The 25,504-nt window shown below is 63.8% G+C and carries 25 protein-coding genes and 1 tRNA gene; 17 read left to right on the forward strand and 9 right to left on the reverse strand.

Translation table 11 applies throughout. The annotated features are described in order from the left end of the window. Nucleotides 1-15: 15 nt before the first annotated feature. A complete protein-coding gene (locus NKI35_RS12480; RefSeq protein ID WP_023695917.1) occupies nucleotides 16-1,014 on the forward strand; it encodes an ABC transporter substrate-binding protein in 999 nt (332 codons plus the stop codon). Between the two features lie 24 nt (nucleotides 1,015-1,038). After that, entirely contained in the window at nucleotides 1,039-1,803 is a 765-nt protein-coding gene (locus NKI35_RS12485) for an ABC transporter ATP-binding protein (RefSeq protein WP_023671311.1), read from the forward strand. Nucleotides 1,804-1,845: 42 nt separating this feature from the next. Here NKI35_RS12485 and NKI35_RS12490 read toward each other — a convergent pair whose 3' ends face one another. The 4 genes from NKI35_RS12490 to NKI35_RS12505 form a co-directional block, all read right to left on the reverse strand. After that, on the reverse strand, nucleotides 1,846-2,181 hold the full coding sequence (locus tag NKI35_RS12490) for a hypothetical protein (protein WP_245260320.1): 336 nt from the start codon (nucleotides 2,179-2,181) through the stop codon (nucleotides 1,846-1,848). A 1,088-nt stretch (nucleotides 2,182-3,269) separates the two neighbouring features. Next, nucleotides 3,270-3,926 carry an outer membrane protein gene (locus NKI35_RS12495; protein WP_023688264.1) on the reverse strand — a complete coding sequence of 219 codons (657 nt, stop codon included), beginning with the start codon at nucleotides 3,924-3,926 and terminating at the stop codon, nucleotides 3,270-3,272. Between the two features lie 198 nt (nucleotides 3,927-4,124). Next, nucleotides 4,125-4,200 (reverse strand) — tRNA-Ala (locus tag NKI35_RS12500). Nucleotides 4,201-4,373: 173 nt separating this feature from the next. Further along, nucleotides 4,374-4,766 (reverse strand): TIGR02300 family protein, encoded by a 393-nt coding sequence (locus tag NKI35_RS12505; RefSeq protein ID WP_023683538.1) that lies wholly within the window; start codon nucleotides 4,764-4,766, stop codon nucleotides 4,374-4,376. A 206-nt stretch (nucleotides 4,767-4,972) separates the two neighbouring features. On the opposite strand from NKI35_RS12505, the gene aroA reads away from it, so the two are divergent. The 6 genes from aroA (at nucleotide 4,973) to NKI35_RS12535 (ending at nucleotide 10,536) form a co-directional block, all read left to right on the forward strand. Continuing rightward, nucleotides 4,973-6,331: a 3-phosphoshikimate 1-carboxyvinyltransferase gene (gene aroA / locus NKI35_RS12510; RefSeq protein ID WP_023695918.1), complete on the forward strand. Its 1,359-nt coding sequence runs from the start codon at nucleotides 4,973-4,975 to the stop codon at nucleotides 6,329-6,331. 59 nt (nucleotides 6,332-6,390) lie between these two features. Next, complete coding sequence (locus NKI35_RS12515; RefSeq protein WP_023695919.1) at nucleotides 6,391-6,894, forward strand: hypothetical protein; 504 nt, start codon at nucleotides 6,391-6,393, stop codon at nucleotides 6,892-6,894. Between the two features lie 26 nt (nucleotides 6,895-6,920). Continuing rightward, nucleotides 6,921-7,565: a (d)CMP kinase gene (gene cmk / locus NKI35_RS12520; protein WP_031201346.1), complete on the forward strand. Its 645-nt coding sequence runs from the start codon at nucleotides 6,921-6,923 to the stop codon at nucleotides 7,563-7,565. 204 nt (nucleotides 7,566-7,769) lie between these two features. Next, entirely contained in the window at nucleotides 7,770-9,467 is a 1,698-nt protein-coding gene (gene rpsA / locus NKI35_RS12525; protein WP_023671316.1) for a 30S ribosomal protein S1, read from the forward strand. A gap of 246 nt (nucleotides 9,468-9,713) precedes the next feature. Beyond that, nucleotides 9,714-9,869 (forward strand): MOSC N-terminal beta barrel domain-containing protein, encoded by a 156-nt coding sequence (locus NKI35_RS12530; protein WP_352740217.1) that lies wholly within the window; start codon nucleotides 9,714-9,716, stop codon nucleotides 9,867-9,869. A 1-nt stretch (nucleotide 9,870) separates the two neighbouring features. Next, a complete protein-coding gene (locus NKI35_RS12535; protein WP_352740219.1) occupies nucleotides 9,871-10,536 on the forward strand; it encodes an MOSC domain-containing protein in 666 nt (221 codons plus the stop codon). Nucleotides 10,537-10,672: 136 nt separating this feature from the next. Here NKI35_RS12535 and NKI35_RS12540 read toward each other — a convergent pair whose 3' ends face one another. The 4 genes from NKI35_RS12540 to NKI35_RS12555 form a co-directional block, all read right to left on the reverse strand. Then, nucleotides 10,673-11,380, reverse strand: coding sequence for an SDR family NAD(P)-dependent oxidoreductase (locus NKI35_RS12540; protein ID WP_352652447.1), 708 nt, complete (start codon nucleotides 11,378-11,380; stop codon nucleotides 10,673-10,675). A 188-nt stretch (nucleotides 11,381-11,568) separates the two neighbouring features. Then, nucleotides 11,569-13,149, reverse strand: coding sequence for a 5-guanidino-2-oxopentanoate decarboxylase (locus NKI35_RS12545; protein WP_352740221.1), 1,581 nt, complete (start codon nucleotides 13,147-13,149; stop codon nucleotides 11,569-11,571). Continuing rightward, complete coding sequence (locus NKI35_RS12550; protein WP_352740223.1) at nucleotides 13,146-13,814, reverse strand: TetR family transcriptional regulator C-terminal domain-containing protein; 669 nt, start codon at nucleotides 13,812-13,814, stop codon at nucleotides 13,146-13,148. Before NKI35_RS12550 ends, NKI35_RS12545 begins: the two co-directional genes overlap by 4 nt. Continuing rightward, the gene (locus tag NKI35_RS12555; protein WP_352740225.1) at nucleotides 13,784-14,656 is read right to left on the reverse strand and encodes a dimethylarginine dimethylaminohydrolase family protein; all 873 of its coding nucleotides are present in this window, start codon (nucleotides 14,654-14,656) and stop codon (nucleotides 13,784-13,786) included. Before NKI35_RS12555 ends, NKI35_RS12550 begins: the two co-directional genes overlap by 31 nt. On the opposite strand from NKI35_RS12555, the gene NKI35_RS12560 reads away from it, so the two are divergent. The 7 genes from NKI35_RS12560 to NKI35_RS12590 all read left to right on the forward strand — a co-directional run bounded on the left by NKI35_RS12560 (nucleotide 14,583) and on the right by NKI35_RS12590 (nucleotide 20,620). Continuing rightward, a complete protein-coding gene (locus NKI35_RS12560; RefSeq protein ID WP_196813766.1) occupies nucleotides 14,583-14,738 on the forward strand; it encodes a hypothetical protein in 156 nt (51 codons plus the stop codon). The two genes, NKI35_RS12555 and NKI35_RS12560, sit on opposite strands and share 74 nt — an antisense overlap. A 144-nt stretch (nucleotides 14,739-14,882) precedes the next feature. Then, nucleotides 14,883-15,698 carry an ABC transporter ATP-binding protein gene (locus NKI35_RS12565; protein WP_023693139.1) on the forward strand — a complete coding sequence of 272 codons (816 nt, stop codon included), beginning with the start codon at nucleotides 14,883-14,885 and terminating at the stop codon, nucleotides 15,696-15,698. Between the two features lie 54 nt (nucleotides 15,699-15,752). Further along, entirely contained in the window at nucleotides 15,753-16,553 is an 801-nt protein-coding gene (locus NKI35_RS12570; RefSeq protein ID WP_023671323.1) for a transporter substrate-binding domain-containing protein, read from the forward strand. A gap of 137 nt (nucleotides 16,554-16,690) precedes the next feature. Further along, entirely contained in the window at nucleotides 16,691-17,425 is a 735-nt protein-coding gene (locus tag NKI35_RS12575) for an ABC transporter permease (protein WP_352740285.1), read from the forward strand. Further along, nucleotides 17,425-18,234, forward strand: coding sequence for an ABC transporter permease (locus tag NKI35_RS12580; protein ID WP_352652442.1), 810 nt, complete (start codon nucleotides 17,425-17,427; stop codon nucleotides 18,232-18,234). The genes NKI35_RS12575 and NKI35_RS12580 overlap by 1 nt, the downstream gene beginning before the upstream one ends. 112 nt (nucleotides 18,235-18,346) lie before the next feature. Further along, nucleotides 18,347-19,348 carry an Ldh family oxidoreductase gene (locus NKI35_RS12585; protein ID WP_352740227.1) on the forward strand — a complete coding sequence of 334 codons (1,002 nt, stop codon included), beginning with the start codon at nucleotides 18,347-18,349 and terminating at the stop codon, nucleotides 19,346-19,348. A 291-nt stretch (nucleotides 19,349-19,639) separates the two neighbouring features. Beyond that, the gene (locus NKI35_RS12590; RefSeq protein WP_352740229.1) at nucleotides 19,640-20,620 is read left to right on the forward strand and encodes a complex I NDUFA9 subunit family protein; all 981 of its coding nucleotides are present in this window, start codon (nucleotides 19,640-19,642) and stop codon (nucleotides 20,618-20,620) included. 14 nt (nucleotides 20,621-20,634) lie between these two features. Here NKI35_RS12590 and NKI35_RS12595 read toward each other — a convergent pair whose 3' ends face one another. Next, a complete protein-coding gene (locus NKI35_RS12595) occupies nucleotides 20,635-22,005 on the reverse strand; it encodes a cytochrome P450 (protein ID WP_352740232.1) in 1,371 nt (456 codons plus the stop codon). Between the two features lie 210 nt (nucleotides 22,006-22,215). Between NKI35_RS12595 and NKI35_RS12600 the strand changes: the two genes are divergently transcribed. Further along, entirely contained in the window at nucleotides 22,216-22,785 is a 570-nt protein-coding gene (locus tag NKI35_RS12600) for an NADPH-dependent FMN reductase (RefSeq protein WP_023750419.1), read from the forward strand. Between the two features lie 76 nt (nucleotides 22,786-22,861). Continuing rightward, entirely contained in the window at nucleotides 22,862-25,492 is a 2,631-nt protein-coding gene (locus NKI35_RS12605) for a caspase family protein (RefSeq protein WP_352740234.1), read from the forward strand. The last annotated feature ends 12 nt before the right edge of the window (nucleotides 25,493-25,504 follow it).

Consider the following 25,504-nt stretch of genomic DNA (forward strand, 5'->3'; position numbering starts at 1 on the left):
AGGAAGGACCCGATCATGAAAATCACCCGCCGTTCGCTGCTTGCCGGCGCGCCGCTTGCCGCCGGCCTCATCGCCGCCGGCCTGCCGCGCATGGCCTTTGCGCAAGCCGCAGCCGTCAAGTTCCGCTACCTCGCCAGCCGTGGCAGCATCTCCCCGCACGAGCTGGCCGACGAGCTCGGCTACTTCAAAGGGCTCGGCGTCGAGCTGGAGAATGTCGGCTATTCCTCGGGTGGACCGGAATCGCTGTTTGCGCTGTCTTCCGGCAGCGTCGACATCGGCTCGGCCGCCACCGCGGCGGTGATCAACTCGATCTCCGGCGGCAACGACTTCGTCGCGGCGTATCCGAGCAACGGCATCAACAAGGATGTGAAGAGCGTCTTCTACGTGCTGGAAGACAGCCCGATCAAATCGATCGCCGACATTGCCGGCAAGACCATCTCGGTCAACACGCTCGGCGCTCATCTCGACTATACGGTGCGTGAGGCCCTGCACAGCGTCGGCCTGCCGCCGACCGCCGCCAACCTCATTGTCGTGCCCGGCCCGCAGCTTGAGCAGACGCTGCGCTCGCGCCAGGTCGACATTGCCGGCCTCGGCTACTGGCAGGCGACCTTTGCCGGCGCGCTGGTCGCCAACGGCGGCGTGCGCGGCGTGTTCGACGACACCCAGGTGCTCGGCGAACTCGCCGGCGGCTTCGTCGTACTCAGGCGCGACTTCATTGCCGCCAACCCGGATGCGGCGCGCAACTTCGTCGAACAGTCGGCGCGCGCCTCGGACTGGTCGCGCCAGAACCCGGACGAAGCCCGCAAGGTGCTGGCCACTATCCTCGACAAGCGCGGTGAAAACGGCGATCTCGCCCGCTACTGGACCGGCTTTGGTCTGCGCGAAGGTGCACAGGCGACCGACCGCGACATCGACTTCTGGGTCGCCGTGCTGGAGCGCGACGGCCGTCTGGCCCAGGGCAAGCTGAAAGCCGCCGACATCCTGTACCGGCCCGGCGAAACCAAGATCAACTGAGCTTTGAAATAGCTGAGAGACAAGATGGCCGGTTCCAACCGCGGCGGAGAGGTCTCGATCCGCGACCTCTCCAAATCCTTCAGCCTCGGCGGGCGCCAGCTTGCCGTGCTGCGGACGCTCAACCTCGACATTCGTTCGGGGGAATGCCTGGTCATTGTCGGCGCCAGCGGCTCCGGCAAGACCACGCTGCTGCGTATTCTGGCCGGGCTGGAGGCGGCCGACAGCGGCGGTGTCGCGATCGACGGCCAGCCGGTGCATGGCGTCGGCGCCGAGCGTGCCGTGATCTTCCAGGAGCCGCGGCTGCTGCCGTGGCTGAGCGTGCTCGGCAATGTCGCGTTCGGCCTCGAAGTGCGCGGTGTTCCCAAGAGGCAGGCCGAGGAACGCGCCCGCTTCTACGTCGCCCTGGTCGGCCTTGCCGAATTCGCGGATGCTTTTCCGAGCCAGCTTTCCGGCGGCATGGCGCAGCGCGTCGGCATCGCCCGGGCGCTCACCGTGCAGCCCGAAATCCTTCTGCTCGACGAGCCGCTCGGGGCGCTGGACGCCATGACCAAGATCGGCATGCAGGAGGAACTGGCGCGCATCTGGAGCGAAGAGAACGTCACCATGGTGATGGTCACCCACGATCTGGAGGAGGCGATCTATCTGGCTGACCGCGTGCTGATCCTGCCCAAGGAGAAAGGCGGCGCGGCGCGGTTGATCGACATCGACCTGCCACGCCCGCGCGAGCGCAGCGAGAGCCGCTTCGTGCGCTATCGCGAAGAACTGCTGCGCGAATTCGGCCTGCACTGATCGGGGCAGGCGCGAACCGTAGGCTGACACTCGCTCTCGCGATTACTGCTTGGTGAACGTGCCCGTATAGGTGCGGTCGGCAAGCCCATAGGTGACGGCCAGCGTTCCGTCCGCCTGAATGACCGCGCTGACGTCCGCGCCATTGGGAAGGCGCCGCAGTTTCAGCGTGTTGCCGAAAATCTTGCCTTCGCCATCTGCCACGCCGGGTTTGTTGTCGCCGACATCGCCCCAGGCATAGGTGGCGGTGACATTGCCGCCGCGCGTAATCGTCAGCACGGCGAGCTTGCCGTCATACATCCCGTCCAGCTGTCCGCCCCATATGCCGGAAAACGCGACATATTTGGCCGGGACGCCTTCGCCCGGGGGCATGACCCGCACGGATGGATCGAGGACCGCCGCACCATCCGGAGCAGAGATCGCGGCAGGCGCCATGGGCTGAGGTGCGGGCGCTGGCGGCGGCGATGATGGTTCAGGCGCCGACTGGCAGGCGACAAGCATGAATGCCGCGAAACCGAGCGTCGGAAAGAGACTGTTTGGTGGAGCCAATCGGGATCGAACCGACGACCTCTTGAATGCCATTCATAGGGCCTTTCTTTCGTTCTGTTTCCGTGCGTTGCAGCCAGTGTCCGGGAAGTTATTAGTTTCAACGCAAATCAGCTACGGTGCTTCCGTGAGTGTCGCCGGGTTGTCTATTTTATGGTGCCCTGGCGGTGCCCCGACCCTCCAAGCGGTGCCACAGTATGTCCGAAGGCGCCAAATCAGTCAAAATCACAAAGCGCGTGGTGGGCGCTACGAAGCCGAACGGCACGGACTTCTGTATTCGACAGCGAGCGGATCGGGTTTGGCCTTCGCGTTCGCGCCACCGGCGGCATTTCGTGTTATCTTGCGCTACCGAGCCTGGTCCGGGCGATCTGCGTGACAATTGCCAAGGTTGGCAAGGTGACGGCCACTCACGCGCTCGACGTGACGACTTAGCAGGCGTAGGTCTATGGGAGCCTTGGAGAGCGGTGGCTGGTAAGCCAGGCAGGTAAAGGGACCATCCAACCCGCCGCTCGTTCGTCTATCCTGGCTCATTCCAGCTACTCCAGACCGATTGCCCCCAGCTCAAGCTGGCGGGCTTTTTCGTGCGGCCCAAGAACATCCTTGGAGCGAGGATGTTCAGTCGCACCCGGACGTTCTTCATCGGTCGCCCGTGCTTTTCGCCCTTATTATTTTCTCTGCCGCCGGCGCCACTGTCTGTTGTCGGTGGCGAGGCCGCTATCACCTTCTGAGCGGGCTAGCGAGGGAGTGCCTTCGACGGTGAAGACGATTCCGGCCTCTTCAAACGCTTTGCGGACTGCCGCGATATCGTGAGGACGCGATTTCCTGAATCCGTTCTCGAGACCGCTGATCGCCATTCCGCTAAGGTCGACCTTTGCGGCAAGTCGCACACGCGACCAGTTCAGCAAGGCTCGTGCTGCTAACAGCTAGAATTTCATCGCGACGCCGACGCGGAAGTCGTGCGTCTGAACCGTGTGTTCGAGTGTGCACCCGCCACCGCAATATTCGAGCGATTTCTTGCCAAAGAAGGAGAAATCATACTCTCCGCGCAAAAACACGTTGTGGGTGAGTGCGACGTCTAAACCTGCTCCAACGATGCCGCCTACCAAGGTGGCATCGCGCTCCGCGTCACCACCTGGATAGAACGTCTTCAACTTTGCGGCGGTTACCCCCGCCGTGACGAACGGCATGTACGCTCCCATGTCCATTCCGACTCGACCCTTTACAGAGCCAAACAACCCGGTGGAAGCGTCGAGGACGCCTGGGCCAGGAATGTCGTTGAAGGTGTTCTTCTTGAAGCGATACCCAAGCTCGCCTTCGACGCCGTAGACAATCTTGCCCGACTGGAAGTTATAGCCCGCAAAGCCGCCGATTGTTGCCGAGCCGGGGCTGTGGGTAGCTCCGGCGCCAATGTTCGGCTCATGGATCTTGTAGTGCTCCAGCGTTCCCGCGCCGAAGATACCAGCGTAAGGTCCTTGCCAGGTCCATTCAGGGGTGTCCACAGGAGCAGTAATGGTGTCGGCGGCGATTGCCGGCGCGGTCACCGAAAGCGCGATAAGTGAAGCGAAAAGAAAGGCTTTCATCGGAATCCCCAGCAGAATGTCAGGCAACTAGTAGAATATGCCTGCAACTTTGTATGTAGCTAGGAAGCCACACCTGTCGGCAAAGGGTGCCCGCAGTGGAATCCGTCGACGTGAAACACTGCGGTGCCCCGGAACTAATCACAGTAACAGCGTTAAGCCAGCCGCGATGCTAAATGCATGGAAACATTGCAGACTGTTTGGTGGAGCCAATCGGGATCGAACCGACGACCTCTTGAATGCCATTCAAGCGCTCTCCCAACTGAGCTATGGCCCCACTCCGGCAGTCAGCCGTCGCCGTTGCCGGCGAGAGGTCCGGCGCGGGTTTCAGGACCGCGCCGTTTAGTGCAGGCGGCTTCTAACCCCGCCTTCCCTGAAGATCAAGCCTTCGAGGGCCGCTTTTTCGTCATAGCCCGTGAACGCCGCTAAATGCATGCGTTCGAAGCGTTCTTAGACTTCGTCGTCGTCGTCGCCGACGCCGATCATGTCGGCGACATCGTCGTCTTCTTCCTCTTCGTCCGCAAGGAAAGTATCGTCCTCATCGTCGCCTAGATCGACATCGTCCTCGTCGTCGCCCAGGTCGGGAAGCTCGTCGCCGGCCTTGACGTCTTCGTCGGCCTCTTCAAGCGAGACGACTTCAACGCCTTCTTCTTCCTCGGCGTCCACTTCCTTCTCGGCCACTTCCTCTTCCTCTTCGAGGGCGGCGATCTTGCCGTCCTCGAAATAGGAACGAGGATACGTCTTGCCCGTATAGGGCGAGACGATAGGGTCCTTGTTCAGGTCGTAGAATTTTCGGCCCGTTTCAGGGTCGACACGCTTTGTGCCAAGTTCGTTTTTTGCCACGTCAAGCCTCGTCAGTAAAAGAGTGGTCCCCTTAACCACAGTTTACCGCGCTGTCAAAGCGAAAAGCCGGCGTCACAAAACCAAGCACTGAAAGGCCTCGCGCCAAGCGGCGACCATGGGGATGACCATTTCCCCCCGCCGTGATACGAGACCGCCGCAACAAATGAAAAGCGCCGGTGCGCCGGCATTCCGTCCAGGGAAATTCCATGTCTCACGCCGCCGCTGCCAAGCCGGCCACCGCCCGCAAATCATCTGCCCTTTCCGGCACCGCGCGGGTGCCGGGCGACAAGTCGATTTCGCACCGTTCCATGATGTTCGGCGGGCTCGCGTCCGGCGAAACCCGCGTCACCGGCCTGCTCGAAGGCGAGGATGTGATGCGCACGGCTGCCGCCATGAAGGCGATGGGCGCGCATATCGAGAAGCGCGGCGCCGAGTGGGTGATCCGCGGCACCGGCAATGGCGCGCTGCTGCAGCCGGAAGGCCCGCTCGATTTCGGCAATGCCGGTACCGGCTCCCGCCTCACAATGGGCCTCGTCGGCACTTACGACATGGAAACGACCTTCATCGGCGACGCATCGCTGTCGGGACGGCCGATGGGCCGCGTGCTCGAACCCTTGCGCCAGATGGGCGTGCAGGTGCTGAAGGCGACGCCGGGCGACCGCATGCCGATCACGCTGCATGGGCCGAAACACGCCGCACCCATTACCTATCGCGTGCCGATGGCCTCGGCGCAGGTGAAGTCGGCCGTGCTGCTGGCAGGCCTCAACACGCCCGGCATCACCACCGTGATCGAACCGGTGATGACGCGCGATCATACCGAAAAGATGCTTAGGGGATTTGGCGCCAATCTCTCGGTCGAGACCGACGAGCGCGGCGTGCGCCACATCTTCATCGAGGGCCAGGGCAAATTGACGGGGCAGACCATCGCCGTGCCCGGCGACCCCTCCTCGGCCGGCTTCCCGCTGGTCGCGGCACTGATCGTGCCGGGTTCGGACATCGTCATCGAGAACGTGCTGATGAACCCCACCCGCACCGGCCTGCTTCTAACGTTGCAGGAAATGGGCGGCCAGATCGACATCTTGAACCCGCGCAATGCCGGCGGCGAGGATGTTGCCGATCTGCGCGTGCGCTACTCCGAGCTCAAGGGCGTCACCGTGCCGCCCGAGCGAGCGCCGTCGATGATCGACGAATATCCGGTGCTGGCGGTTGCCGCGAGCTTCGCCGAGGGCGAGACGTTGATGCAGGGGCTGGAAGAGCTGCGGGTGAAGGAATCCGACCGACTGGCAGCGGTTGCCAATGGGCTGAAGCTCAACGGCGTCGACTGCACCGAAGGCGAAGCTTCGCTCGCGGTGCGCGGAAAGCCCGGCGGCAAGGGGCTGGGCGGCCATCCCAATAGCCAGGACACGACGGTGCAGACGCATCTCGACCATCGTATCGCCATGAGCTTCCTGGTGATGGGGCTGGCAACGGAAAAGCCGGTAACCATCGACGACGCCGCAATGATCGCGACGAGCTTCCCGGAGTTCATGGGGCTGATGACGGGGCTGGGCGCGGAGATTGGGTGATTTTCCCTGTCTCAATGTGCAGTATTCGTGCATGAGAGTGCAATGTCGGAATCGCGGCAATGATGGGCAGGCAGGTCAATTTCTGGTTGTCAGACAAAGATCAAACTGAGCTTCAGTCCATCGTGCTTTCAAAGGGGGTATTCGCGGTGATCAACAGCCAGTCGAAGACCCCCGCACCCTCGCTGAAAGAAAAATTTGAACGAGTGCACCCAGGCCGTAAGGTCGAGGGCTTTCATCTCGTTCCCAAGGCACTGAGGGAGGAAATTGTTTGGAAGCACAATCCATACAACGATACGTATGATCCCGATCTCAGCCGCTCATCTGTGATACAGTACAACCCATCCCGGACCGAAGGCAGTTCAATTTTTCAGGGCCGATTTTATTTCCAAGCGCGCGACTTCGACGATCTTGGGCAGTTGATAGAGAAGCATGCGGCATTCACCAAGATTGGCGACGCGCTGCTACGCCTGGTGCGGAAAAATCTAAATCATCTGCACAGTGGCTTTTACGCTGGAAATGAAGCTCTGAAGCTGAAAGATGCGGGTTTCCAGTTTCGATCCTGATAGCAGCAAATCTTCGAGGTCGCGAATTGCCGTTCACCATCGCCATCGACGGTCCCGCCGGCGCCGGCAAAGGCACGCTGGCCCGACGTCTGGCCGACCACTACCGCCTCAACCTGCTCGACACCGGCCTCACCTACCGCGCCGTCGCCTATGCGTTGATCCGGCACGCGCTGCCACTCGACAATGTCTCGGCAGCCGAAACCGCCGCACGCCAGGTCGATCTGGCAAAGCTCGACCGTGCGGTGCTGTCGGCGCATGCGGTTGGCGAGGCGGCCTCGAAGGTCGCGATTTACCCTACCGTCCGGCGCATCCTGGTCGAAAAGCAGCGCGATTTCGCCAGGACACCGCCAGGCGCGGTGCTCGACGGGCGCGACATCGGCACGGTCGTGTGCCCTGACGCCGACATAAAGCTCTATGTGACGGCGAGCGCCGAAGTGCGGGCGCAGCGCCGGCTGGCCGAGATCGAAAGCATCGGCGGCACCGCCGATTTCGCCGAAATCCTTGCCGATATTGTGCGCCGCGACGAGCGCGACATGGGCCGCGCCGACTCGCCGCTGAAGCCGGCGGCGGACGCGCACTTGCTTGATACCTCCGAAATGGCTATAGAGGCCGCGTTTCTAGCGGCCAAAGCGATCATCGACGACGCCCTGGCCAAGAGAGACAAAGCCTGATCCAGGGTTTTCCCGCTCCACCGATTGCCGGAAGCGAAGAAAATACCCATATCGGGCACGAACCAGCCTGCCAGCATTCTTCATGCGCCGGAATTGCCGCTTAGGCGGCCCAGGGCTTTTGTAGCCCGGAACGCCGGCAGGCCAACGCAACGCTAACCCACGGCGCCCGTCCCGCTTCAGATGCGGGGCACTCCAGGAGAAAATATGTCAGCTGCAAATCCCACTCGCGACGATTTCGCGAGCCTGCTCGAAGAATCATTTACCACCGGTCACTCCGGCGAAGGTCAGGTCGTCAAGGGCACGATCCTGGCGATCGAAAAAGACATGGCCATCATCGATGTCGGCCTCAAGGTCGAAGGCCGCGTGCCGCTGAAGGAATTCGGCGTCAAGGGCAAGGACTCGACGCTCAAGGTCGGCGACACGGTCGAGGTCATGGTCGAGCGCATCGAAAACGCGCTGGGCGAAGCCGTCCTGTCGCGCGACAAAGCCCGCCGCGAAGAGAGCTGGGTCAAGCTCGAAGAGAAGTTCACCAAGGGTGAGCGCGTCGAAGGCGTCATCTTCAACCAGGTCAAGGGCGGCTTCACTGTCGACCTCGACGGCGCCGTGGCCTTTCTGCCGCGCAGCCAGGTCGATATCCGCCCGATCCGCGATGTCTCCCCGCTGATGCACAACCCGCAGCCCTTCGAGATCCTCAAGATGGATCGCCGCCGCGGCAACATCGTTGTGTCGCGCCGCACCGTGCTCGAGGAAAGCCGCGCCGAACAGCGTTCGGAAATCGTGCAGAACCTCGAAGAGGGCCAGGTTGTCGAAGGCGTCGTCAAGAACATCACCGATTACGGTGCGTTCGTCGACCTCGGCGGCATCGATGGCCTGCTGCATGTCACCGACATGGCGTGGCGCCGCGTCAACCATCCGACCGAAATCCTCAACATCGGTCAGACGGTCAAGGTGCAGATCATCCGCATCAACCAGGAAACCCACCGCATCTCGCTCGGCATGAAGCAGCTCGAGAGCGATCCGTGGTCCGAGATCGGCACCAAGTTCCCGATCGGCAAGAAGATCAAGGGTACCGTCACCAACATCACCGACTACGGCGCGTTCGTCGAGCTGGAGCCGGGCATCGAAGGCCTCATCCACGTTTCGGAAATGTCGTGGACCAAGAAGAACGTGCACCCCGGCAAGATCCTGTCGACGACGCAGGAAGTCGACGTTGTGGTGCTCGAGGTTGATCCGGCCAAGCGCCGCATCTCGCTCGGCCTCAAGCAGACGCTGGAAAACCCGTGGCAGGCTTTTGCCGCGAGCCATCCGGTCGGCAGCCAGGTCGAGGGCGAGGTCAAGAACAAGACCGAGTTCGGCCTGTTCATCGGCCTCGAAGGCGACGTGGACGGCATGGTGCACCTCTCCGACCTCGACTGGACCCGTCCGGGCGAGCAGGTCATCGAAGAGTACAATCGCGGCGACATGGTCAAGGCGCAGGTGCTCGACGTCGACATCGACAAGGAGCGCATCTCGCTCGGCATCAAGCAGCTGGCCAAGGATACGGTCGGCGAAGCGGCGACTTCAGGCGAACTGCGCAAGAACGCGGTCGTCACCTGCGAAGTCACCGGCATCAAGGATGGCGGCTTGGAAGTGCGGCTGGTCGACAGCGGCATAGAGACCTTCATCAAGCGCAACGACCTCAGCCGTGACCGTGACGAGCAGCGCCCCGAGCGCTTCTCGGTCGGCCAGAAGCTGGACGCCCGCGTCATCGCCTTCGACAAGAAGACCCGCAAGCTGCAGGTCTCGATCAAGGCGCTGGAAATCGCCGAAGAGAAGGAAGCCGTCGCACAGTACGGCTCTACCGACTCCGGCGCTTCGCTGGGCGACATCCTTGGCGCCGCGCTGAAGAAGCAGGGCAGCTAAGCCGCTTTGCGCGCAGCGCGTAAGCCGCTTCGCGCAAGCGTAAGCCTCGGCTGCGCCTCGCGCGCAGCCTGAACAAGAAAACCCGCGGGCCGCAAGGCTCGCGGGTTTTTCATGCTCGGCTGCGCGATTGGCACTAGACTAAGACTGTGCAACCCCTTCAATTCCACCGCGCGGTTGTAGGCTCGGCCGTCGTTGCAGACGTAAACACGGAAGTCCGGCCCTTCGGGCAACGGAGAAGCATGCGCGATGAAGGTCGTCGAACTCTATCGCTATCCGGTCAAGAGCCTGCGCGGCCATGCCGTGCCGAGCGCCGACATCGAGACAATGGGCATGGAAGGCGACCGCCGCTGGATGCGTCGTCGACAAGGATGGGCAGTTCCTCACCATTCGCCAGATACCTGATATGACGACGGTCGACGTCGAGCATCGCGGAACGGGCATCCTGTTGAAACATGACAGGCATGGCTCGCACTTCGTCGAGGCTCCGGCTCCCGGCACCGCGCTCCGGCAAGTCAAGATCTGGAAGGATATGGCTGCCGCGCGGCCGGGCGATCCGGCCGCCGGCGCCTATCTCTCGGCTATTCTTGGCCGGCCTGTCGATCTCGTCTATTTCGACGATCCGCAAAACCGGCCGGTCGATGCGGAATTCGGCCAGCCCGGCGATTTCGTCGGCTTTGCCGACGGTTTTCCGCTGCTGATCGCCACGACAGGCTCGCTGAACCATCTGAACAGCCATCTTGCCAGGCCCTTCGAGATGGCGCGGTTCCGGCCAAACATCGTCGTCGACGCAGACGGCGCATGGGCCGAAGACAGCTGGAAGACGATCCGCATCGGCGCTGTCGAGTTGCGCATCGCAAAGCCTTGCTCGCGGTGCGTCATCACCACCCGAGATCCGTTGAGCGGCGAGCAGCCGGACCCGCGCGAGCCGTTGCAGACGCTTGGCAAACTCCACCGCTCCGCCAAGGGCGGCATCATCTTCGGCCAGAATGCGATTCCCAACAACGCCGGCACGATCGCCATCGGCGACGCAGTCGAGGTCGTGGAAGCGGGCGTCTCGAACCTGACGTAGTCGCAGGCCTTCTAATGCCGTGGAGGCGTCGGCGGGTCGCCATGATTGAATGGCCAACCTCCGCTGTAGATCAGGCGAGGTCGGCAAAGGCCGCCATCGGAAGCCAAACCAAATGAGTCGCCTGCGCGGCGGAACTTCAGGCGCGGCCGTAAAGTGGCGCCAGCGTTCCGCTCATTGCCAGATTGGCCGGTGATGCCAGATAGGCGATTGCCTCGGCGGCGGCTTCGAGGCTGACCCATTTGCCGAAATCGGAATCCGGCATGTCGGCGCGGTTGGCCGGCGTATCGAGCGTCGAGGGCGCTACCGCGTTGACCAGTATGCCTTTGTGCTTCAGCTCTTCCGCCATCGCCACGGTCATCGCCGCCACTGCCGCTTTGCTCGCGGTATAGGCGACCATGCCGGCGCCTCGGCGCGGGTCGAGCCCGGCGCGTGCCGTGACATTGACGATGCGGCCCGCTGTGTTCGAGCCCAGCATGGAGCGCACTGCCGCGCGGCAGCACAGAAAGGCGGTGCGGGCGTTGGTGTCCATCATTTCGGCAAAGGATGCGGATTCGATCTTCTCGACCGGGGCTGCGGCAAAGCCGCCGGCCAGATGGATGGAAGCCCACAATTCGGGGACGCTGTCATAGAAGGCATCGACCTTGGCAGGATCGGCGAGATCGACATTATGCGCCAGCCGGACGCGATCATGGGCCGTGAAGGGGAAATGCGAGGGGGCCGACGCGTGGGCATTGGGCACATGGCAGATCGCGCCGTCCGCCAGCAATTTGCCGACGACCGCGGCACCCAGCGCCCCGGTGCCACCGGTCACCACGATATGCTTGCCCTGAACTGTTTCCGTCATCCTGGACGCTCCTGTCGTTTCTTATGATTATGTCGCTTGTCGTGCCGACCCGACGCAGAGCGTCGCGCCTTTTGCACGATCACTCAACCGACATCTCGACATGGCAGTTGTTGCGTCTTTGCATCGCTCGAAGCCGCCGACCGCCCCTTCCGACCCCCGCGCATGGACGTACGGCGCGCGGCCAGGCGTCAGTCGATGGTGATTTCGATGACGTGCGGCAGTCTGGTTGCGCGTGCGCGCTTGAGCGCATCGGCGATACCGGCAGTACCGGCAAGCCGCTCGGAGGCAATACCATAGGCCTCGGCCAGCTTGCAGAAATCCGGCGGCGCCGGGGACACGCCGACCGGCTCGACGCCGACATCGAGCATCGACGTTTCGATCTCGCGATAGCCTCTGTTGTTCCAGACGACGAAGATGACCGGTGCGGGTGCATCGAGCGCCGCGCCCAGCTCCGGCAAGGTGAACTGGAAGCCGCCGTCGCCGGTGAGGCAGACCACCGGCACGCCGGGCATGGCAAGGGCTGCGCCGATCGCCGCCGGCGGTCCGTAGCCGAGCGCGCCGAAACCGGTGGCGGCGTTGAACCAGCCGCCTGGCCGGTCATGGTCGTAGTAAAGGTTGGCGGCGTAGATCGGCTGCGTCGAATCGCCGACGATGATGGCGCCCGGCAGCGCGTCGCGGATGGTTTCCACCGCACGCACCTGCGCGGCATAGGCCGGGCTGAGCTCGGCAAAGGCCGCCTTCCTCGACGCGGCTGCGCGGCTCTCGCCGTCCTTCGATGCGGCATGATCAGGGTGGAGCGCGCCAAGCAGCGCACCAAGCGCCTCCGCGCAATCGGCCTGGATGCCGACGCTCACCGGGCGGCGGGCGAGCTGGTCGGCGCCGATATCGATGCGGATCAGATTGGCGGGCAGAACGAAGCCGCCGTCGCTGTAACCGTCATAGTCGGTCGGGCCGAATTCGGTGCCGGCGGCGATGACCAGATCCGCGTCTGCCATCAGCGCACGCACCGCCTTCAGGCTGGGGCTGGCCGGCACGCAAAGCGGATGCGCGTGCAGCAGACCGCGCGCATTGGCGGTCTGGACGACAGGTGCGCCGAGCCGCTCGGCCAGGCGCTGCAGTGGCTGTTCGGCGCGCTTGGCGCCGCCACCGGCAAGGATCAGCGGCCGGCGCGCGGCTGCGATCAGTTTGGCTGCCTCGGCAATGGCCGCGCCATCCGGCGCCGGCGGCGCTGCATTGGTGAGCGAAGCAGCGATGCCGTCGGCCGGTTTGACCATGACGTCGGTCGGGATCTCGATATGGACGGGGCCTGGCCGCGACGACGAAAACAGCGCGAAGGCCCGCGCCAAAGCGCCAGGCAATTCGCTGGCCTCGGTGACACGCTGCGAAAACAGCGCCACCTTCTCCATCATGCCGCGCTGGTCCGGCAGTTCGTGCAGGAAGCCCAGCCCCTTTCCCAGCGTCGGCATCGCGTTGACGCCCGAAATCACCAGCATCGGCACCGAATCGGCGCGCGCCTGGCCCATTGCGGTGATGGTGTTGGTCAGCCCCGGTCCGGTGATGACAAAGGCAACGCCCGGCCGGCCGCTGGCGCGGGCATAGCCGTCGGCCATGAAGCCGGCGCCCTGTTCGTGACGCGGCGTGACATGGCGTATCTTCGAGCGCGCCAGCCCGCGGTAGAGCTCGACAGTGTGGACGCCAGGAATGCCGAAAACGGTATCGACGCCATGCGCTTCGAGCAGCGTGATCAGCGCTTCGCCGATGGTGGTCATGGCTTCTCTCCCTTTTGCGGCACGAGGCCGAGCTCGGCCTCTATGGCTTTGACGCCGATCGCCGCCAATTCGCCAGGCGAGAACATCTCTGCGGCCAGACAGCCTTCGATCCAGAGCCCGTCGATGATCGCGTTGATGGCAATGGCGTGGCGGCGCAGTTCATTTGCGTTTGGCCTGCGCTGCTCGGCGCCGAGCACTTCGGCAACGACTGCTTCCACCTCGTTGCGAAAGCCAAGATAGCCTTCGCGGTGGGCGCGAGCCAGGCTCGGATCCGCGCCGGCGCGGCCGATGAAGGTTGCCCAAAGCGAAAACACGCGTGCATCGATGATCGGCACGTTGAGGTTGGCGGTGACGAAGGCCGCAAGGCGCTGGCGCGGCGAGGCGTCTTCCATGAGCAATGCCGCCTTCGCCTGCTCGATCATGCGGCCCATCAGCGCCGCGTACGCTTCCTGCAGCAAGTCTTCCTTGCCGGGGAAATAGTGCCGGATCAGCCCGGCGGTGACGCCGGCGCGGAGTGCGATGGTGCGCAGGCTGGCGCCCTCCAGCCCATGTTCGGCCACGCTGTCCAGGGTCGCGTCAATCAAATCCTGCCGCCGCCGCTCCTCGCCCTCGCGGCGGAACTTGCGGCGCTCATTCATTGGCGCAGGATGGGCCGCGTCAGGCATGTAGGCCCACCTTCGCAGGCGATGCAGAGCGCATCCGCCTCGAAGATTTGAACCGTGCAGCCGGCGGCTTCCATCGCGGCCCTGGTCTTGGGAAAGCCGGCCACGGCAATGACCTTGTGCGGGCTGGTCGGCAGCACGTTCAGGCTGAGACCGTTGGACGCGGCAAACTCTTCGGCGTCGCCCTCGACCAGCCGGATGCCGCGCGCCTTCAGCAACTGATAGAACGGAGCCGGCAAAAGCGGTGAATAGACCAGGGCCAGGTCGTCGGCCAGCGGGCTGATCACCGACATCAGATGCAGGCACGCCTCCTCGCCCTGCCACAGCGGCAGATCGAAGCCGTAGACGGAAATGCCGAGCGGCGTCAGCAGGTTGGAAACCTGCTGTATGCCTTCCTGGTTGGAGCGCACCCCGCGCCCGATTACCAGCGTGTTTTTATCCAGCCATACGCAATCGCCGCCTTCGACCTGGCCGGGCGCCTCGACGCGGCCGAGGATAGGAATACCCAGGCGTGTGTAGGTTTCCTCATGCAGCGATGGCTCCCGGGCGCGCAATGGCTTGCCCATGGACAGGATCAGCGCGCCGCGGTCGGTCATCAGCGACGGGTCGTGGGTGAATACGGAATCCGACAGCCCGTCGGCCTTGTCATCGATCCATTCGATTTCGGCGCCGGACGCCGTCACCAGCTCAGCGAGAGCCGCGTGCTGCGCCGCCGCTTTCGCCGGGTCGAAACCCGGGCCATAGTGCCAGATAGCCCGGTCGGCACCGCGCATGGCATTGGCCGCCGACCGCATCAGCACGCGCCGCAACGGCGCCGCCATGGACTGTGATCCGAAAGCGCTCATCGGTGCCCTTTTCAATGCCGTGTTCAGGGTGAAAAAAATGGAAGAAATTTCATCGGAGGCTATTTATACACTTGCACAATAAGGCCGCAAGTGCCGTAATGAGCGGGATTGACGGGCTCGCGCTGTTGGGTCCATGCTGAAGTCTGGAGTGGGCATTACAGCGTATGTTGATTAGCCGGATAGACGTTCGACGATCTGCCGTGGACCCTGTGGCAGAGGTTCCCCGGTGAGCGCGGCGGGAACCGCCGCAGTCCAATCCGGCAAGGCGCAGGACGGCGCCGCCGAAGCCATCCATGTCGAGAACCTGCACAAGAAATTCGGCCAGCTGCATGTGCTGAAAGGCGTTTCGCTGTCGGCGCGCGACGGCGAGGTGATCGCCATTATCGGCGGCTCGGGTTCCGGCAAGTCGACGCTGCTGCGCTGCATCAACTGCCTGGAAAACCCGACCAGCGGCATCATCCGCGTCAATGGCGAGGAGATCAAACTCAAGGCCGACAGCCACGGCCACACCGTGCCCGCCGACCGCCGGCAGATCGAACGCATCCGCGCCAAGCTCGGCATGGTGTTCCAGAACTTCAACCTGTGGAGCCACATGACGCTGATCGAGAACGTCATCGAGGTTCCGGTGCATGTTCTGGGCGTAAGGCGCGACGTGGCGATCAGGGAAGCCGAAAAGCTTTTGGCGCGCGTCGGCCTGGCCGAAAAGCGCGACGTCTATCCGGCCTATCTCTCGGGCGGCCAGCAGCAGCGCGCGGCGATCGCCCGCGCCCTGGCCATCAACCCGCGCGTCATGCTGTTCGACGAGCCGACCTCGGCGCTCGACCCGGAGCTGGTCGGCGAGGTGCTGAAGGTGATCGGCGACCTGGCGCGCGAGGGCCGCACCATGGTGCTGGTCACGCATGAAATGAAATTCGCCCGCGAGGTCGCGACCCATGTCGTCTACCTCTGCAACGGGCTGGTCGAGGAAGAGGGGCCGCCGGAGCAGATATTCGGCGCACCGAAATCCGAAAGGCTGAAGCAGTTCATCCGCAACATCGGCTAGGACAAGCCGGGACGGAAGAAAACCGGGAACCAACAACAAACTGGGAGTCGTGACATGAAGACTGTTCTGAAAACATTCGCCGCAGCGCTGCTGCTCGGCGTTGCCGCCATGGGCGTGGCCAAGGCCGATCCGGTCAAGATCGGTGTCGCCGCCGAGCCCTATCCGCCCTTCACCTCGCCGGACGCTTCCGGCAAATGGGTTGGCTGGGAAATCGAGTTCATCGACGCCGTCTGCGCCGAGGAGAAGCTCGACTGCGTCATCACGCCTGTCGCCTGGGACGGCATCATCCCGGCGCTGACGACCAAGAAGATCGACGTCATCGCCAGTTCGATGTCGATCACTGCCGAACGCGAGAAGACCATCGACTTCTCGGATAAGTACTACAACACGCCGACCGCCATCATCGGGCCGAAGGACCAGAAATTCGGCGCCACGCCGGACGATCTCAAGGGCAAAGTGCTCGGCGTGCAGGTGTCGACCACCCATTCGGCCTATGCCAAGAAGCATTTCGGGCCCACGGCCGCCGAGATCAAGGAATACCAGACGCAGGACGAAGCCAACAACGATCTGGCCGCAGGCCGCCTCGACGCCGTCCAGGCGGATTCGATCGCGCTCGACGCATTCCTGAAGTCGGACCAGGGCAAGGCCTGCTGCGATCTGAAGGGCATGGTGGCTCCGGACGATGAAGTGCTCGGACCGGGCGTGGGCGCCGGCGTGCGCAAGGAAGACACCGACCTTAAGGCCAAGATCAACGCCGGCATCAAGGCGATCCGCTCGAACGGCAAATATGACGAGATATCGAAGAAATACTTCGATTTCGACATTTACGGTGGTGGCGGCGCGCAGTCGAACTGACGATCCTCCATGAGCTAGGGGGCATGTCGTCAGCGCCATGCCTCCCTGCCCGATCTTCCCAGACATGCTTGCCGCCGGCGCTGCCGTCGGCGGTGGTTGAAGCCAGCAATCCGGGGGCGACGCTGATCGACGCACTTATTTCGGCCTCGGCGGCCGGCATAATCGAGCTTCTTTCGCCCAATCCGCCGGGCTGGGGCGGCACGCTCTTGCTTGGGCTGCTCCATTCGATCGAGATCGCGCTCGGCGCCACGGTCCTTGGTCTCCTGATCGGCACCGGTGGCGCCTTTGGCAAACTTTACGGCGGGCCGGTCGTACGCGACTTGCTGGCGGTTTACACCACCATCGTGCGCGCCGTGCCCGAACTGGTGCTGATCCTGCTGCTCTATTATGCCGGAACAGACCTGATTAACCAGGCGCTGACGGCAATGGGCTACCAGCGCGTCGACGTCAGCGGCCTTGCCGCGGGCATCGCCGTGCTCGGCTTTGTCCAGGGCGCCTATTCGACCGAAGTGATCCGCGGCGCCATCCTGGCCATACCGCAGGGCCAGATCGAAGCCGCTCGCGCCTATGGCATGTCACCCGGGCTCATGCTGCGGCGCATCACCTTGCCGGCGATGCTGCCCTTCGCCATACCCGGGCTCGCCAATCTGTGGCTGATCGCCACCAAGGATACGGCCCTTCTGGCAGTCGTCGGCTTTTACGAACTGGCGCTGGCGACGCGGCAGGCGGCGGGCGTCACCAAAGCCTATTTCACCTTCTTTTTCGCCGCGGGCGTGCTCTATCTCATCTTGTCGCTGGTCTCCAACCTCCTCATCGGCCGTCTCGAGGCCTGGTCGCGGCGCGGTATGCCGTCGCTCAAGGATGCGCGCTGATGGCCGGAGAAGCGACCATCATCAACGCTGCCGCGCGCACGTCGCTGTGGCTGCAGCCGCATCGCATCGTGCTGATCCTGGTCGCGATCGCGCTGGTTTTCGGTGCAGCCTTCTTCATGCGCTGGGACTGGCTGCCGCAATATTATGAAATGGGGCTTCTCGGCATCTGGCGGTCGCTGTGGATCCTGGCCGTCACCTGCTTTCTCGGCTTCCTGCTCGCCGTGCCGCTCGGGCTGGCGCAGGCCGCCGGCCCGTTCTGGTTTTCCGCGCCCGCCAGGACATTCTGCACCGTCATCAGGGGCACGCCGCTGCTGATCCAGCTGTGGCTGCTCTATTACGGGCTCGGCTCGCTGTTTCCGCAATATCCGTGGATCCGCGAATCCTGGATGTGGCCGTATCTCAGGCAAGCCTGGCCCTATGGCGTGCTGGCGTTGACCTTGTCCTTCGCCGGCTATGAGGGCGAGGTGATGCGCGGCGCCTTTGCCGGCGTGCCGAAGGGGCAGCTCGAGGCAGCCCGCGCCTTCGGCATGAGCCGCTGGAAGATTTTCCGCCGCATCTGGCTGCCGCAGGCCATCTACCGGGCGCTGCCGACGCTGACCGGCGAAACCGTGCTGCAGCTGAAGTCGACGCCGCTGGTAGCGACGATCAGCGTCATCGACATCTTCGCCGTTTCGTCCAAGGTCCGGCAGGACACCTATCTCACCTACGAACCCTTGCTGCTTTTGGCGCTGATCTACATGATCATCACCGGCATACTGGTGTTTGCATTCAGCAAGATCGAGGCGCGCATACCGAACAAGGTGGGCTAGGGAATAGTGAGTAGGCAGTAGTGAGTAGTCAGCATATGACCGGGAAACCGCTTGCTTTCGCTACTCCCTACTGACTACTCCCTACTCACTCACCACCAATCGGGTCCGCACCATGCAACTCTCTCTCGACCAGGCAACAGGGCTGTGCCGGATGGCGGCGCTCGGCGCCGGCGCCAATGAGGAGGCGGCGAGGTCGCTCACCGCCTCGATCATTGCCGCCGAGGCGGAAGGGCTTTCGACCGTCGGGCTGACCCATTTCATCGATTACCTCGAAGCGCTGGAAGCCGGCCGCATCGACGGCAATGCCGATCCCGTGATCACCAGGCCGGCGCTCGCCGTCTATCAATCCGATGCGCGTGGCGGCCTCGCCCATACCGGCTTCGACCGCACCATCGACGACCTTGCCAAGGCGGCAAAGCTGTTCGGCGTCGCCATCTTCTCGCAGAAGAACGCTTATACCTGCGGCGCACTAGGCTATTTCACCGGGCGTCTGGCGCAATTGGGACTGGTCTCCTTCGCCGCCACCAACGGGCCCGCGGTGCTGGCAGGCTCGGGCTCGGTCAAGCCGGTCTATTGCACCAACCCGATGTCGTTTGCGGCACCCGCCGCCGATGGCGCGCCGCTGGTCATCGACCAGTCGTCGAGCGCCACCGCCTTCGTCAACATCCGCAAGGCGGCCGAGGACGGCAAGAAGATCCCCGAAGGCTGGGCGCTGGACGCCAGCGGCAACCCGACCACCGATCCGGCCGCGGCCATGAAGGGCGCCATGCTGGCCTTCGGCGGCCAGCGTGGCGCCAACATCGCGCTGATGGTCGAAGTGCTGGCGGCTGGCCTGTCGGGCGCCAACTGGTCGCTCGACGCGCCATGGTTCAGCGGCGGACCGGACAGCCCCGGAACGGGCCTGTTCGTGCTCGCCGTCGAACCCAAGCTGCTCGACCCGGATTTCGAACAGCGCATGAAGGATCAGCTCGACCGGCTGCGCCGGCGCTTTGGCGTGCACGTGCCGGGCCGGGCGCGGGCCGAAGCGGCCGAGAAGGCGCAGGCGCGCGGCATCAATGTCCCCAAGGCGGTGGTGCAACGCATTTCCGAATTCGCCGAGCGCTATTCGGGCTGAAGCAGTCCTGCGACAACGAATTTTTACGCGACCTGGCGGAACCTTTCTACCGATCGCAACGACCAATAGCTGCCGGGTCGGGTTCGCCCGGTCGGTGTCTTCTGTCGGATACGTCCAGGGCCCGGGCGGGCGTATGCCGTCTCAGCTTATCCGCCCCGTTGCGCTCTGTCTCGACCGTACGTTCTGAAGGGTCTATAAGAGGGTGGCAGCGACGACGCGTCACCCTTTGCCTTTGGCCCAAAACGGACTATGAAACGGCTTCAGCCAAGCTTTCGAGCGCCGGAGCCAGCCATGACCGAAATCCTGCAGATCCCCAAGCTCGTGGTCGTCTTCGGCGGCTCCGGCTTCGTCGGCCGCCACATCGTGCGGGCGCTGGCCAAGCGCGGCTACCGCATCAGGGTGGCGGTGCGCCGGCCCGATCTAGCGGGACATCTGCAGCCGCTCGGCAATGTCGGCCAGATCCAGCCGGTGCAGGCCAATGTGCGCGTGCGCTGGTCGGTCGACCGCGCCGTGCAGGGCGCCGACCATGTCATCAATCTGGTCGCCATCCCGTATGAAAGCGGCCGGCAGAAATTCAACACCGTGCACGAATTCGGCGCCCGCGCCGTCGCCGAAGCCGCGCGCTCGGTCGGCGCAGGGCTCACCCATATTTCGGCGCTGGGCGCCGACCTCAACGCCGAGTCCGACTATGCCCGCACCAAGGCGCTCGGCGAAAAGGCCGTCCTGGAGACGATCGCCGACGCCGTCATCTTCCGTCCGTCGATCAATTTCGGACCCGAGGACAGTTTCTTCAACCGCTTCGCCGACATGGCGCGCTATTCGCCGGTGCTGCCGCTGATCGGCGGCGGCCAGACCAAGTTCCAGCCGGTCTATGTCGGCGATGTCGCCGAAGCCGTGGCGCGTTCGGTCGAGGGCAAGATCAAGGGCGGCCAGATCTATGAACTCGGCGGGCCGCAAGTGCTCACCTTCAAGCAGTGCATGGAAGAGCTGCTCACTGTCATCGAGCGCAAGCGGCTCCTGGTGCCGGTGCCGTGGTGGATGGCCAATCTGCAGGCCTCGATCCTCGGCCTGCTGCCCAACCCGTTGCTGACCAAGGACCAGGTGCTGCTGCTGCGCCAGCCCAACATGGTGTCGGAGGAGGCCAACAAGGCCAACCGGAACCTTGCCGGCCTCGGCATCCAGCCGCAGTCTATCGGCACAATCCTGCCTAGCTATCTCTGGCGCTTCCGCGCCGCAGGCCAGTTCCAGCGCAAGCCTGCCGGGATCGCGTAGCAAGGCGTGCGCCGTTAAACGCGCCGCGTGACCTGCATCGGCAGGCCGCCCTGCGGCTGTGTCGTCAGTTTCTGCACCGGCCACGGCTTGGTCTCGGCGGTCACATCGAAGCGGAAGCGCGACAGCATGATGGCCAGCGCAATGATCGCCTCCTGCATGGCGAAGCTGGCGCCGATGCAGATGCGCGGACCGGCGCCGAACGGCAGATACTGGAAGCGGTCGATCTTCTCGCGGTTTCCCGGATGGAAGCGTTCGGGCATGAAGGCGTCGGGCATGTCCCACAGTTTTCTGTGGCGGTGGACGACCCAAGGCATCACCAGTACGGCCGCGCGCTTGGGGAGCACCAGATCGTTCCAGGTCTCCGTCTCGATCGGCTCGCGGTTGATCGACGGCGCCGGCGGATAAAGCCGCAGCGCCTCCTCGAAGGCGGCGCGGGTGAACGGCATTGCGTCGAGCCATTTCGTTGGGTCGGGTTCGCGCGCCAGCACGGCCTCGATCTCGCGCTCGACCTTTTCACGCTCCCACGGCGCTTCGGCGAGGCAGTAGATCGTCCAGCCCAGTGCCCGCGCGGTGGTCTCGTGGCCGGCGCCGATGAAGGTGATGATGTTGTCCTCGACTTCCGCCCGCGTCAGCCCGTCGGGGCCTTCGGCGCGCAGCAGAAGCGTCAGGAAATCCTGCGGCGCGGTGTCGGAGTCGCGCTTCAGCCGCTCCTCGCGCATCTTGACTGTATCGGTGACGATCTTGCGGAAATACGCCATGGTCTTGCGGCCGCGGATGCGGGTCAGCCGCGGCAGCCATTCGGGCGCGCGCAACAGGTCGAGCGGATCGACACGGCCCATGGTTTCGAACAGGCGGTCGATTTCCTGCGCGAAACTGCCGGGCTCGCCCGCAATCTCGCCCGAAAACAGCGTTTCGGCCAGGATATCGTAGGTGAGCAGCGTCATGTCGTGGGCGACATCGGTCATCCCGCCCTCCTCGTAGCGGGCGACGAACTGCATCGTGCGGCGCAGCATCGGCTCGGCGAAGCCGAAGATATGCCGCGGCGTGAACACCGGCGCCATCGCCTTGCGCGACCGCTTCCACACCTCGCCTTCGGCGGTCAGCAGCCCGTCGCGCAGGATCGGCCGCAGGATCATCTGGCGCACCGTCGCCATCTTGTAGTTCTTGGCGTTGTCGATCAGCACGTGGCGGATGAGGCCGGGATCGTTGGCGACGATCAGATGCCCGCCGACGCCATTCGCCGAAATCCAGGGTTCGTTGTAGGTGTGCTCGCCCCACAGTTCGAGGGGATTGCGGTAGACGATCCGCATCATCTCCAGCGTCGAAGGCGGCGTCGTGCGCGGCTTGGGCGCCGGCGGCACGAAGGGGACGGGCTGCGTGTCCATGAGGTACTCCGCTGATAGCTTAGATGTAGTGGTTGACGATCCGGGCGTCCATGTGACCGAAGGGCAAGCCGAAACGCTGCAGCGGGAATGCCTCGACAGACAATCTGTTCATCGGATCGAGACCGCCTGTGAAACGCTCGCGCCTTGTCCAATCGGACACTCTGCCGTAGGTGATAGTCACCAACAGATACTGCCAGCAGGAGAGCCCGCTTGAAGCATCAGCTAAACATCATCATCGGCAGCACGCGGCCGGGCCGCGCCGGGCCGGTCTTCGCCCACTGGCTGGAGGATTTTGCCCGCGAGCACGGCAAATTCGAACCGGTGCTGACCGACATTGACACGTTCCATCTGCCGGTTTTGGACGAGCCGCATCACCCCAGGCTCGGCAATTACCAGAACGACCACACCAAAGCCTGGTCGAAGGTCATTGATGCCGCCGACGCCTTCGTGTTCGTGGCGCCGGAGTACAATTATTTCGTGGCGCCTGCGATCGTCAACGCCATCGACTACCTTGCGCGCGAATGGAAATACAAGCCAGCCGCCATCTTCAGCTATGGCGGCGTTTCCGGAGGCCTGCGCGCCGCGCAGGCGCTGAAGCCGCTGCTGACCGCGGTGGGCGTCATGCCCATCTCGGAAGGCGTCGCGCTGCCGATGTATCAGAAACTGCTGGAGAGCGACGGCTCCTTCCAGGCCAGCGAGCAGGTACAGGGCGGCACCAAGACCATGCTGGACGAGCTCTCGCGCTGGAGCGAGGCGCTGAAGCCGATGCGGGCTACGTAACGCAGCCGGCCCCGGCTTGCTCATGCCATAAAGAGGTGGAATGGTCGGCAGGTGACTGAGCCGGGGGCGGTTCGATTTGCGCCTGTTGTTTGCCTTGCTGTTGATGCTTGCGACCACCGCCACAGCGGTGGCGGAGCGGCGCGTGGCGTTGGTCATTGCCGAGGACGACTACCGGCTGGTGCGGCCGCTGGCCAATCCTGTCAATGACGGCGAGGTGATGGAAGTGGCGCTGAAGAAGCTCGGCTTCGAAGTCGTGCTTGAGACCAATCGTGATCTCAGGCGCATGCGCCGGGCTCTCGACGATTTTCGCGAGGACGCCAAGGGCGCCGACGTGGCGCTGGTGTATTTCTCCGGCCATGGCGTCGAAATCTCCGGCGACAACCGGCTGCTGCCGGTCGACGCCGATGCCTCCTCGCTCGACCAGCTGGAAAAGACCAGCCTGCCGCTGGAGGAGGTGCGCGACGCCGTGACAGCCACCGCCAAGGTCGGGCTGATCGTGCTCGACGCCTGCCGCAGCGATCCGTTTGCGGGCGGCAGCGGCGACGGACGCGGCGCGACATCGCTGATCAAGGATCTGGTGGACAAGATCAAGCCGGGTCTCGGGCGCATCGGCAAGGCGGAAAATATCCTGTTCGCCTTTTCGGCGGCGCCCGGCGAGACGGCGGCTGATGGAAGCGGCGCGAATTCGCCCTTCACGGCGGCGCTGACCAAATATCTCGGCACCGACGGGCTCGAAATCCGCTCGGTGCTGACGCTGGTGCAGCAGGAGGTCTACGACCTTTCGCGCGGGAAACAGCTGCCCTACGTCGAGAGCGGGCTGCCGAAGCTGTTCTTCGCCTCGGCGGCCAAGGAACAATTGCCGGAGCGCGAGCGGCTGCTGCTTGCCATGGCCGATGTGACGCCGGAAATGCGCGGCGCGGTCGAGCGTGTCGCCAGCGATGCCGACATGCCGCTGGCGCCGCTCTATGGCGCGCTGATCAGTTCCGACACCAGCCATCTCTCCGGCGAAAGCCTGGACGCCAAGCTGCGCGAGGCCGCCGACGCCTTCGTCAAGGTGCGCGGCGAGATGAAGACGCTGGCCGCCGACGACCCGCAGGTGACCGAACTGCGCCGCCAGGCCGAGGAACAGTTGGCGCTCGGCGCTTTCGATGGTGCACGCGTGATCCTCGCCAAGGCCGCCGACGTCGACAATGTCTCGCGCCAGGCGTTGAAGGCCAATTTCGTCAGCCGCACCCTGTCCGAAGCCGCGACGCGATTTCTCTCGGGCGGCGCGGCGCGTGCCACCCTGGACTATGCAACCGCCATCAAGGACTATGAAACGGTGCTGGCGCTCTATGGCGAAGCCGGGCAGACCTCGCTCAGCCTGGAACAGGCCGACCGCCAAAGCCGCACGCTGGAAGAGCTCGGCATCCTCTACACAACGGTCGGCAACACCGACGCCGCCGGCCGCGCCTTTGCGGCGCTGGTCGCCAATCTTGAGCAGCGAGCGCGCCAGGAAACCGATCCGAGCGTCAAGCGCGACCTGGCCATCGGCCATATCAAGTTCGCCAACATCAAGATGGCGCAAGGCGATCTGCCGGCCTCCCTGCAAAACTATGAGTCGGCCAGGGACATGTTGCAGGGCCTGACCACAGACGTGCCGGACAAGAAGGACTGGCTCGGCGATCTCGCCATGGCCAATGACAAGATCGGCAATGTGCTGGCCACGCAAGGCGACCTGGGTGCGGCAGCCCAGGCCTACCAGCAAAGCCTGTCCATCAAGCAGCAATTGGCCGATGCCGAGCCGAACAGCGTCTATCTGCTGCGCGACCTGACCATTACCTACGACGAAATCGGCGGCCTTGCCCGCACCGCCGGCCAGCTGGATGGCGCCCAGACTGCATTCGAAGAGAGCCTGAGAATTCGGCTGGCGCTGGCGCAAAACAACCCGGACGACCCCAGGCACCAGCGCGCCGTCTCCGTCAGCTACACAAGGATCGGCGACGTTCTGCGCGAGCGTGGCGACGCTGCGGGCGCGCTCGACGCCTACAACAAGAGCCAAATAATCGCCGAAGCGCTGGTGCGCCGCGACTCAAACGACACCGATTTGAAGCGCGACCTGTCGGTCGGTTACGCCAAGATCGGCAATGCTTACGGCGACCAGAAGGACTGGCCACTCGCGTTGGAGGCCTACCAGCAAGCGCTGGCCACGGCGCGAGACCTTGCCGCAAGCGACCCAGGCAACACCGACTGGCAGCGCGACCTATCGGTCTGTTTGGAAAAAATTGCCGGCGTGTTTGATGCCCAGGGCAATATCGCCGGTGCTTTGCAGAACTATCAGGACAGTCTCGTCATTGCCAACCGATTGGCAAATCTCGACCCGGGCAATTCCGACTGGCAGCGCGACCTGTCGATCACGTTCGAGGAAATAGGCCTGCTGGAGACCAAGCAGCGCCACTATGAGGGCTCGAAGAAGGCCTTCGAAGCCAGCCTGGCCATCCGCCAGCGGTTGGCCCTGTCCGATCCGGACAATGCGATCTGGCAATTCGATCTGGTACAGGCCTACATCAACTATGCCTATGTGGCGAAGAATCCGAAGGCTGTGTTGTCCCAGGCGCTAGACCTGACGCTGGAGCTTGACCGCACAGGCAAACTGGCGCCGAGGGACAAACCCACGATCAAATATCTGCGCCGTCTTCTGGCCAAATTGAAAGCCGCGAAAAAATAGCCGGCTGCCAGC

Source organism: Mesorhizobium sp. M0676, assembly GCF_040320535.1.
GTDB lineage: Bacteria > Pseudomonadota > Alphaproteobacteria > Rhizobiales > Rhizobiaceae > Mesorhizobium.

Excerpts from the sequence above, each read along its gene's own strand:
- NKI35_RS12480 (WP_023695917.1), top strand. The coding sequence starts at position 16 with ATGAAAATCACCCGCCGTTCGCTGCTTGCCGGCGCGCCGCTTGCCGCC.
- NKI35_RS12485 (WP_023671311.1), top strand. The coding sequence starts at position 1,039 with ATGGCCGGTTCCAACCGCGGCGGAGAGGTCTCGATCCGCGACCTCTCC.
- NKI35_RS12495 (WP_023688264.1), bottom strand. The coding sequence starts at position 3,926 with ATGAAAGCCTTTCTTTTCGCTTCACTTATCGCGCTTTCGGTGACCGCG.
- aroA (WP_023695918.1), top strand. The coding sequence starts at position 4,973 with ATGTCTCACGCCGCCGCTGCCAAGCCGGCCACCGCCCGCAAATCATCT.
- NKI35_RS12515 (WP_023695919.1), top strand. The coding sequence starts at position 6,391 with ATGATGGGCAGGCAGGTCAATTTCTGGTTGTCAGACAAAGATCAAACT.
- rpsA (WP_023671316.1), top strand. The coding sequence starts at position 7,770 with ATGTCAGCTGCAAATCCCACTCGCGACGATTTCGCGAGCCTGCTCGAA.
- NKI35_RS12530 (WP_352740217.1), top strand. The coding sequence starts at position 9,714 with ATGAAGGTCGTCGAACTCTATCGCTATCCGGTCAAGAGCCTGCGCGGC.
- NKI35_RS12535 (WP_352740219.1), top strand. The coding sequence starts at position 9,871 with ATGACGACGGTCGACGTCGAGCATCGCGGAACGGGCATCCTGTTGAAA.
- NKI35_RS12540 (WP_352652447.1), bottom strand. The coding sequence starts at position 11,380 with ATGACGGAAACAGTTCAGGGCAAGCATATCGTGGTGACCGGTGGCACC.
- NKI35_RS12545 (WP_352740221.1), bottom strand. The coding sequence starts at position 13,149 with ATGACCACCATCGGCGAAGCGCTGATCACGCTGCTCGAAGCGCATGGC.
- NKI35_RS12550 (WP_352740223.1), bottom strand. The coding sequence starts at position 13,814 with ATGCCTGACGCGGCCCATCCTGCGCCAATGAATGAGCGCCGCAAGTTC.
- NKI35_RS12560 (WP_196813766.1), top strand. The coding sequence starts at position 14,583 with ATGGCATTGGCCGCCGACCGCATCAGCACGCGCCGCAACGGCGCCGCC.
- NKI35_RS12555 (WP_352740225.1), bottom strand. The coding sequence starts at position 14,656 with ATGAGCGCTTTCGGATCACAGTCCATGGCGGCGCCGTTGCGGCGCGTG.
- NKI35_RS12570 (WP_023671323.1), top strand. The coding sequence starts at position 15,753 with ATGAAGACTGTTCTGAAAACATTCGCCGCAGCGCTGCTGCTCGGCGTT.
- NKI35_RS12580 (WP_352652442.1), top strand. The coding sequence starts at position 17,425 with ATGGCCGGAGAAGCGACCATCATCAACGCTGCCGCGCGCACGTCGCTG.
- NKI35_RS12585 (WP_352740227.1), top strand. The coding sequence starts at position 18,347 with ATGCAACTCTCTCTCGACCAGGCAACAGGGCTGTGCCGGATGGCGGCG.
- NKI35_RS12590 (WP_352740229.1), top strand. The coding sequence starts at position 19,640 with ATGACCGAAATCCTGCAGATCCCCAAGCTCGTGGTCGTCTTCGGCGGC.
- NKI35_RS12595 (WP_352740232.1), bottom strand. The coding sequence starts at position 22,005 with ATGGACACGCAGCCCGTCCCCTTCGTGCCGCCGGCGCCCAAGCCGCGC.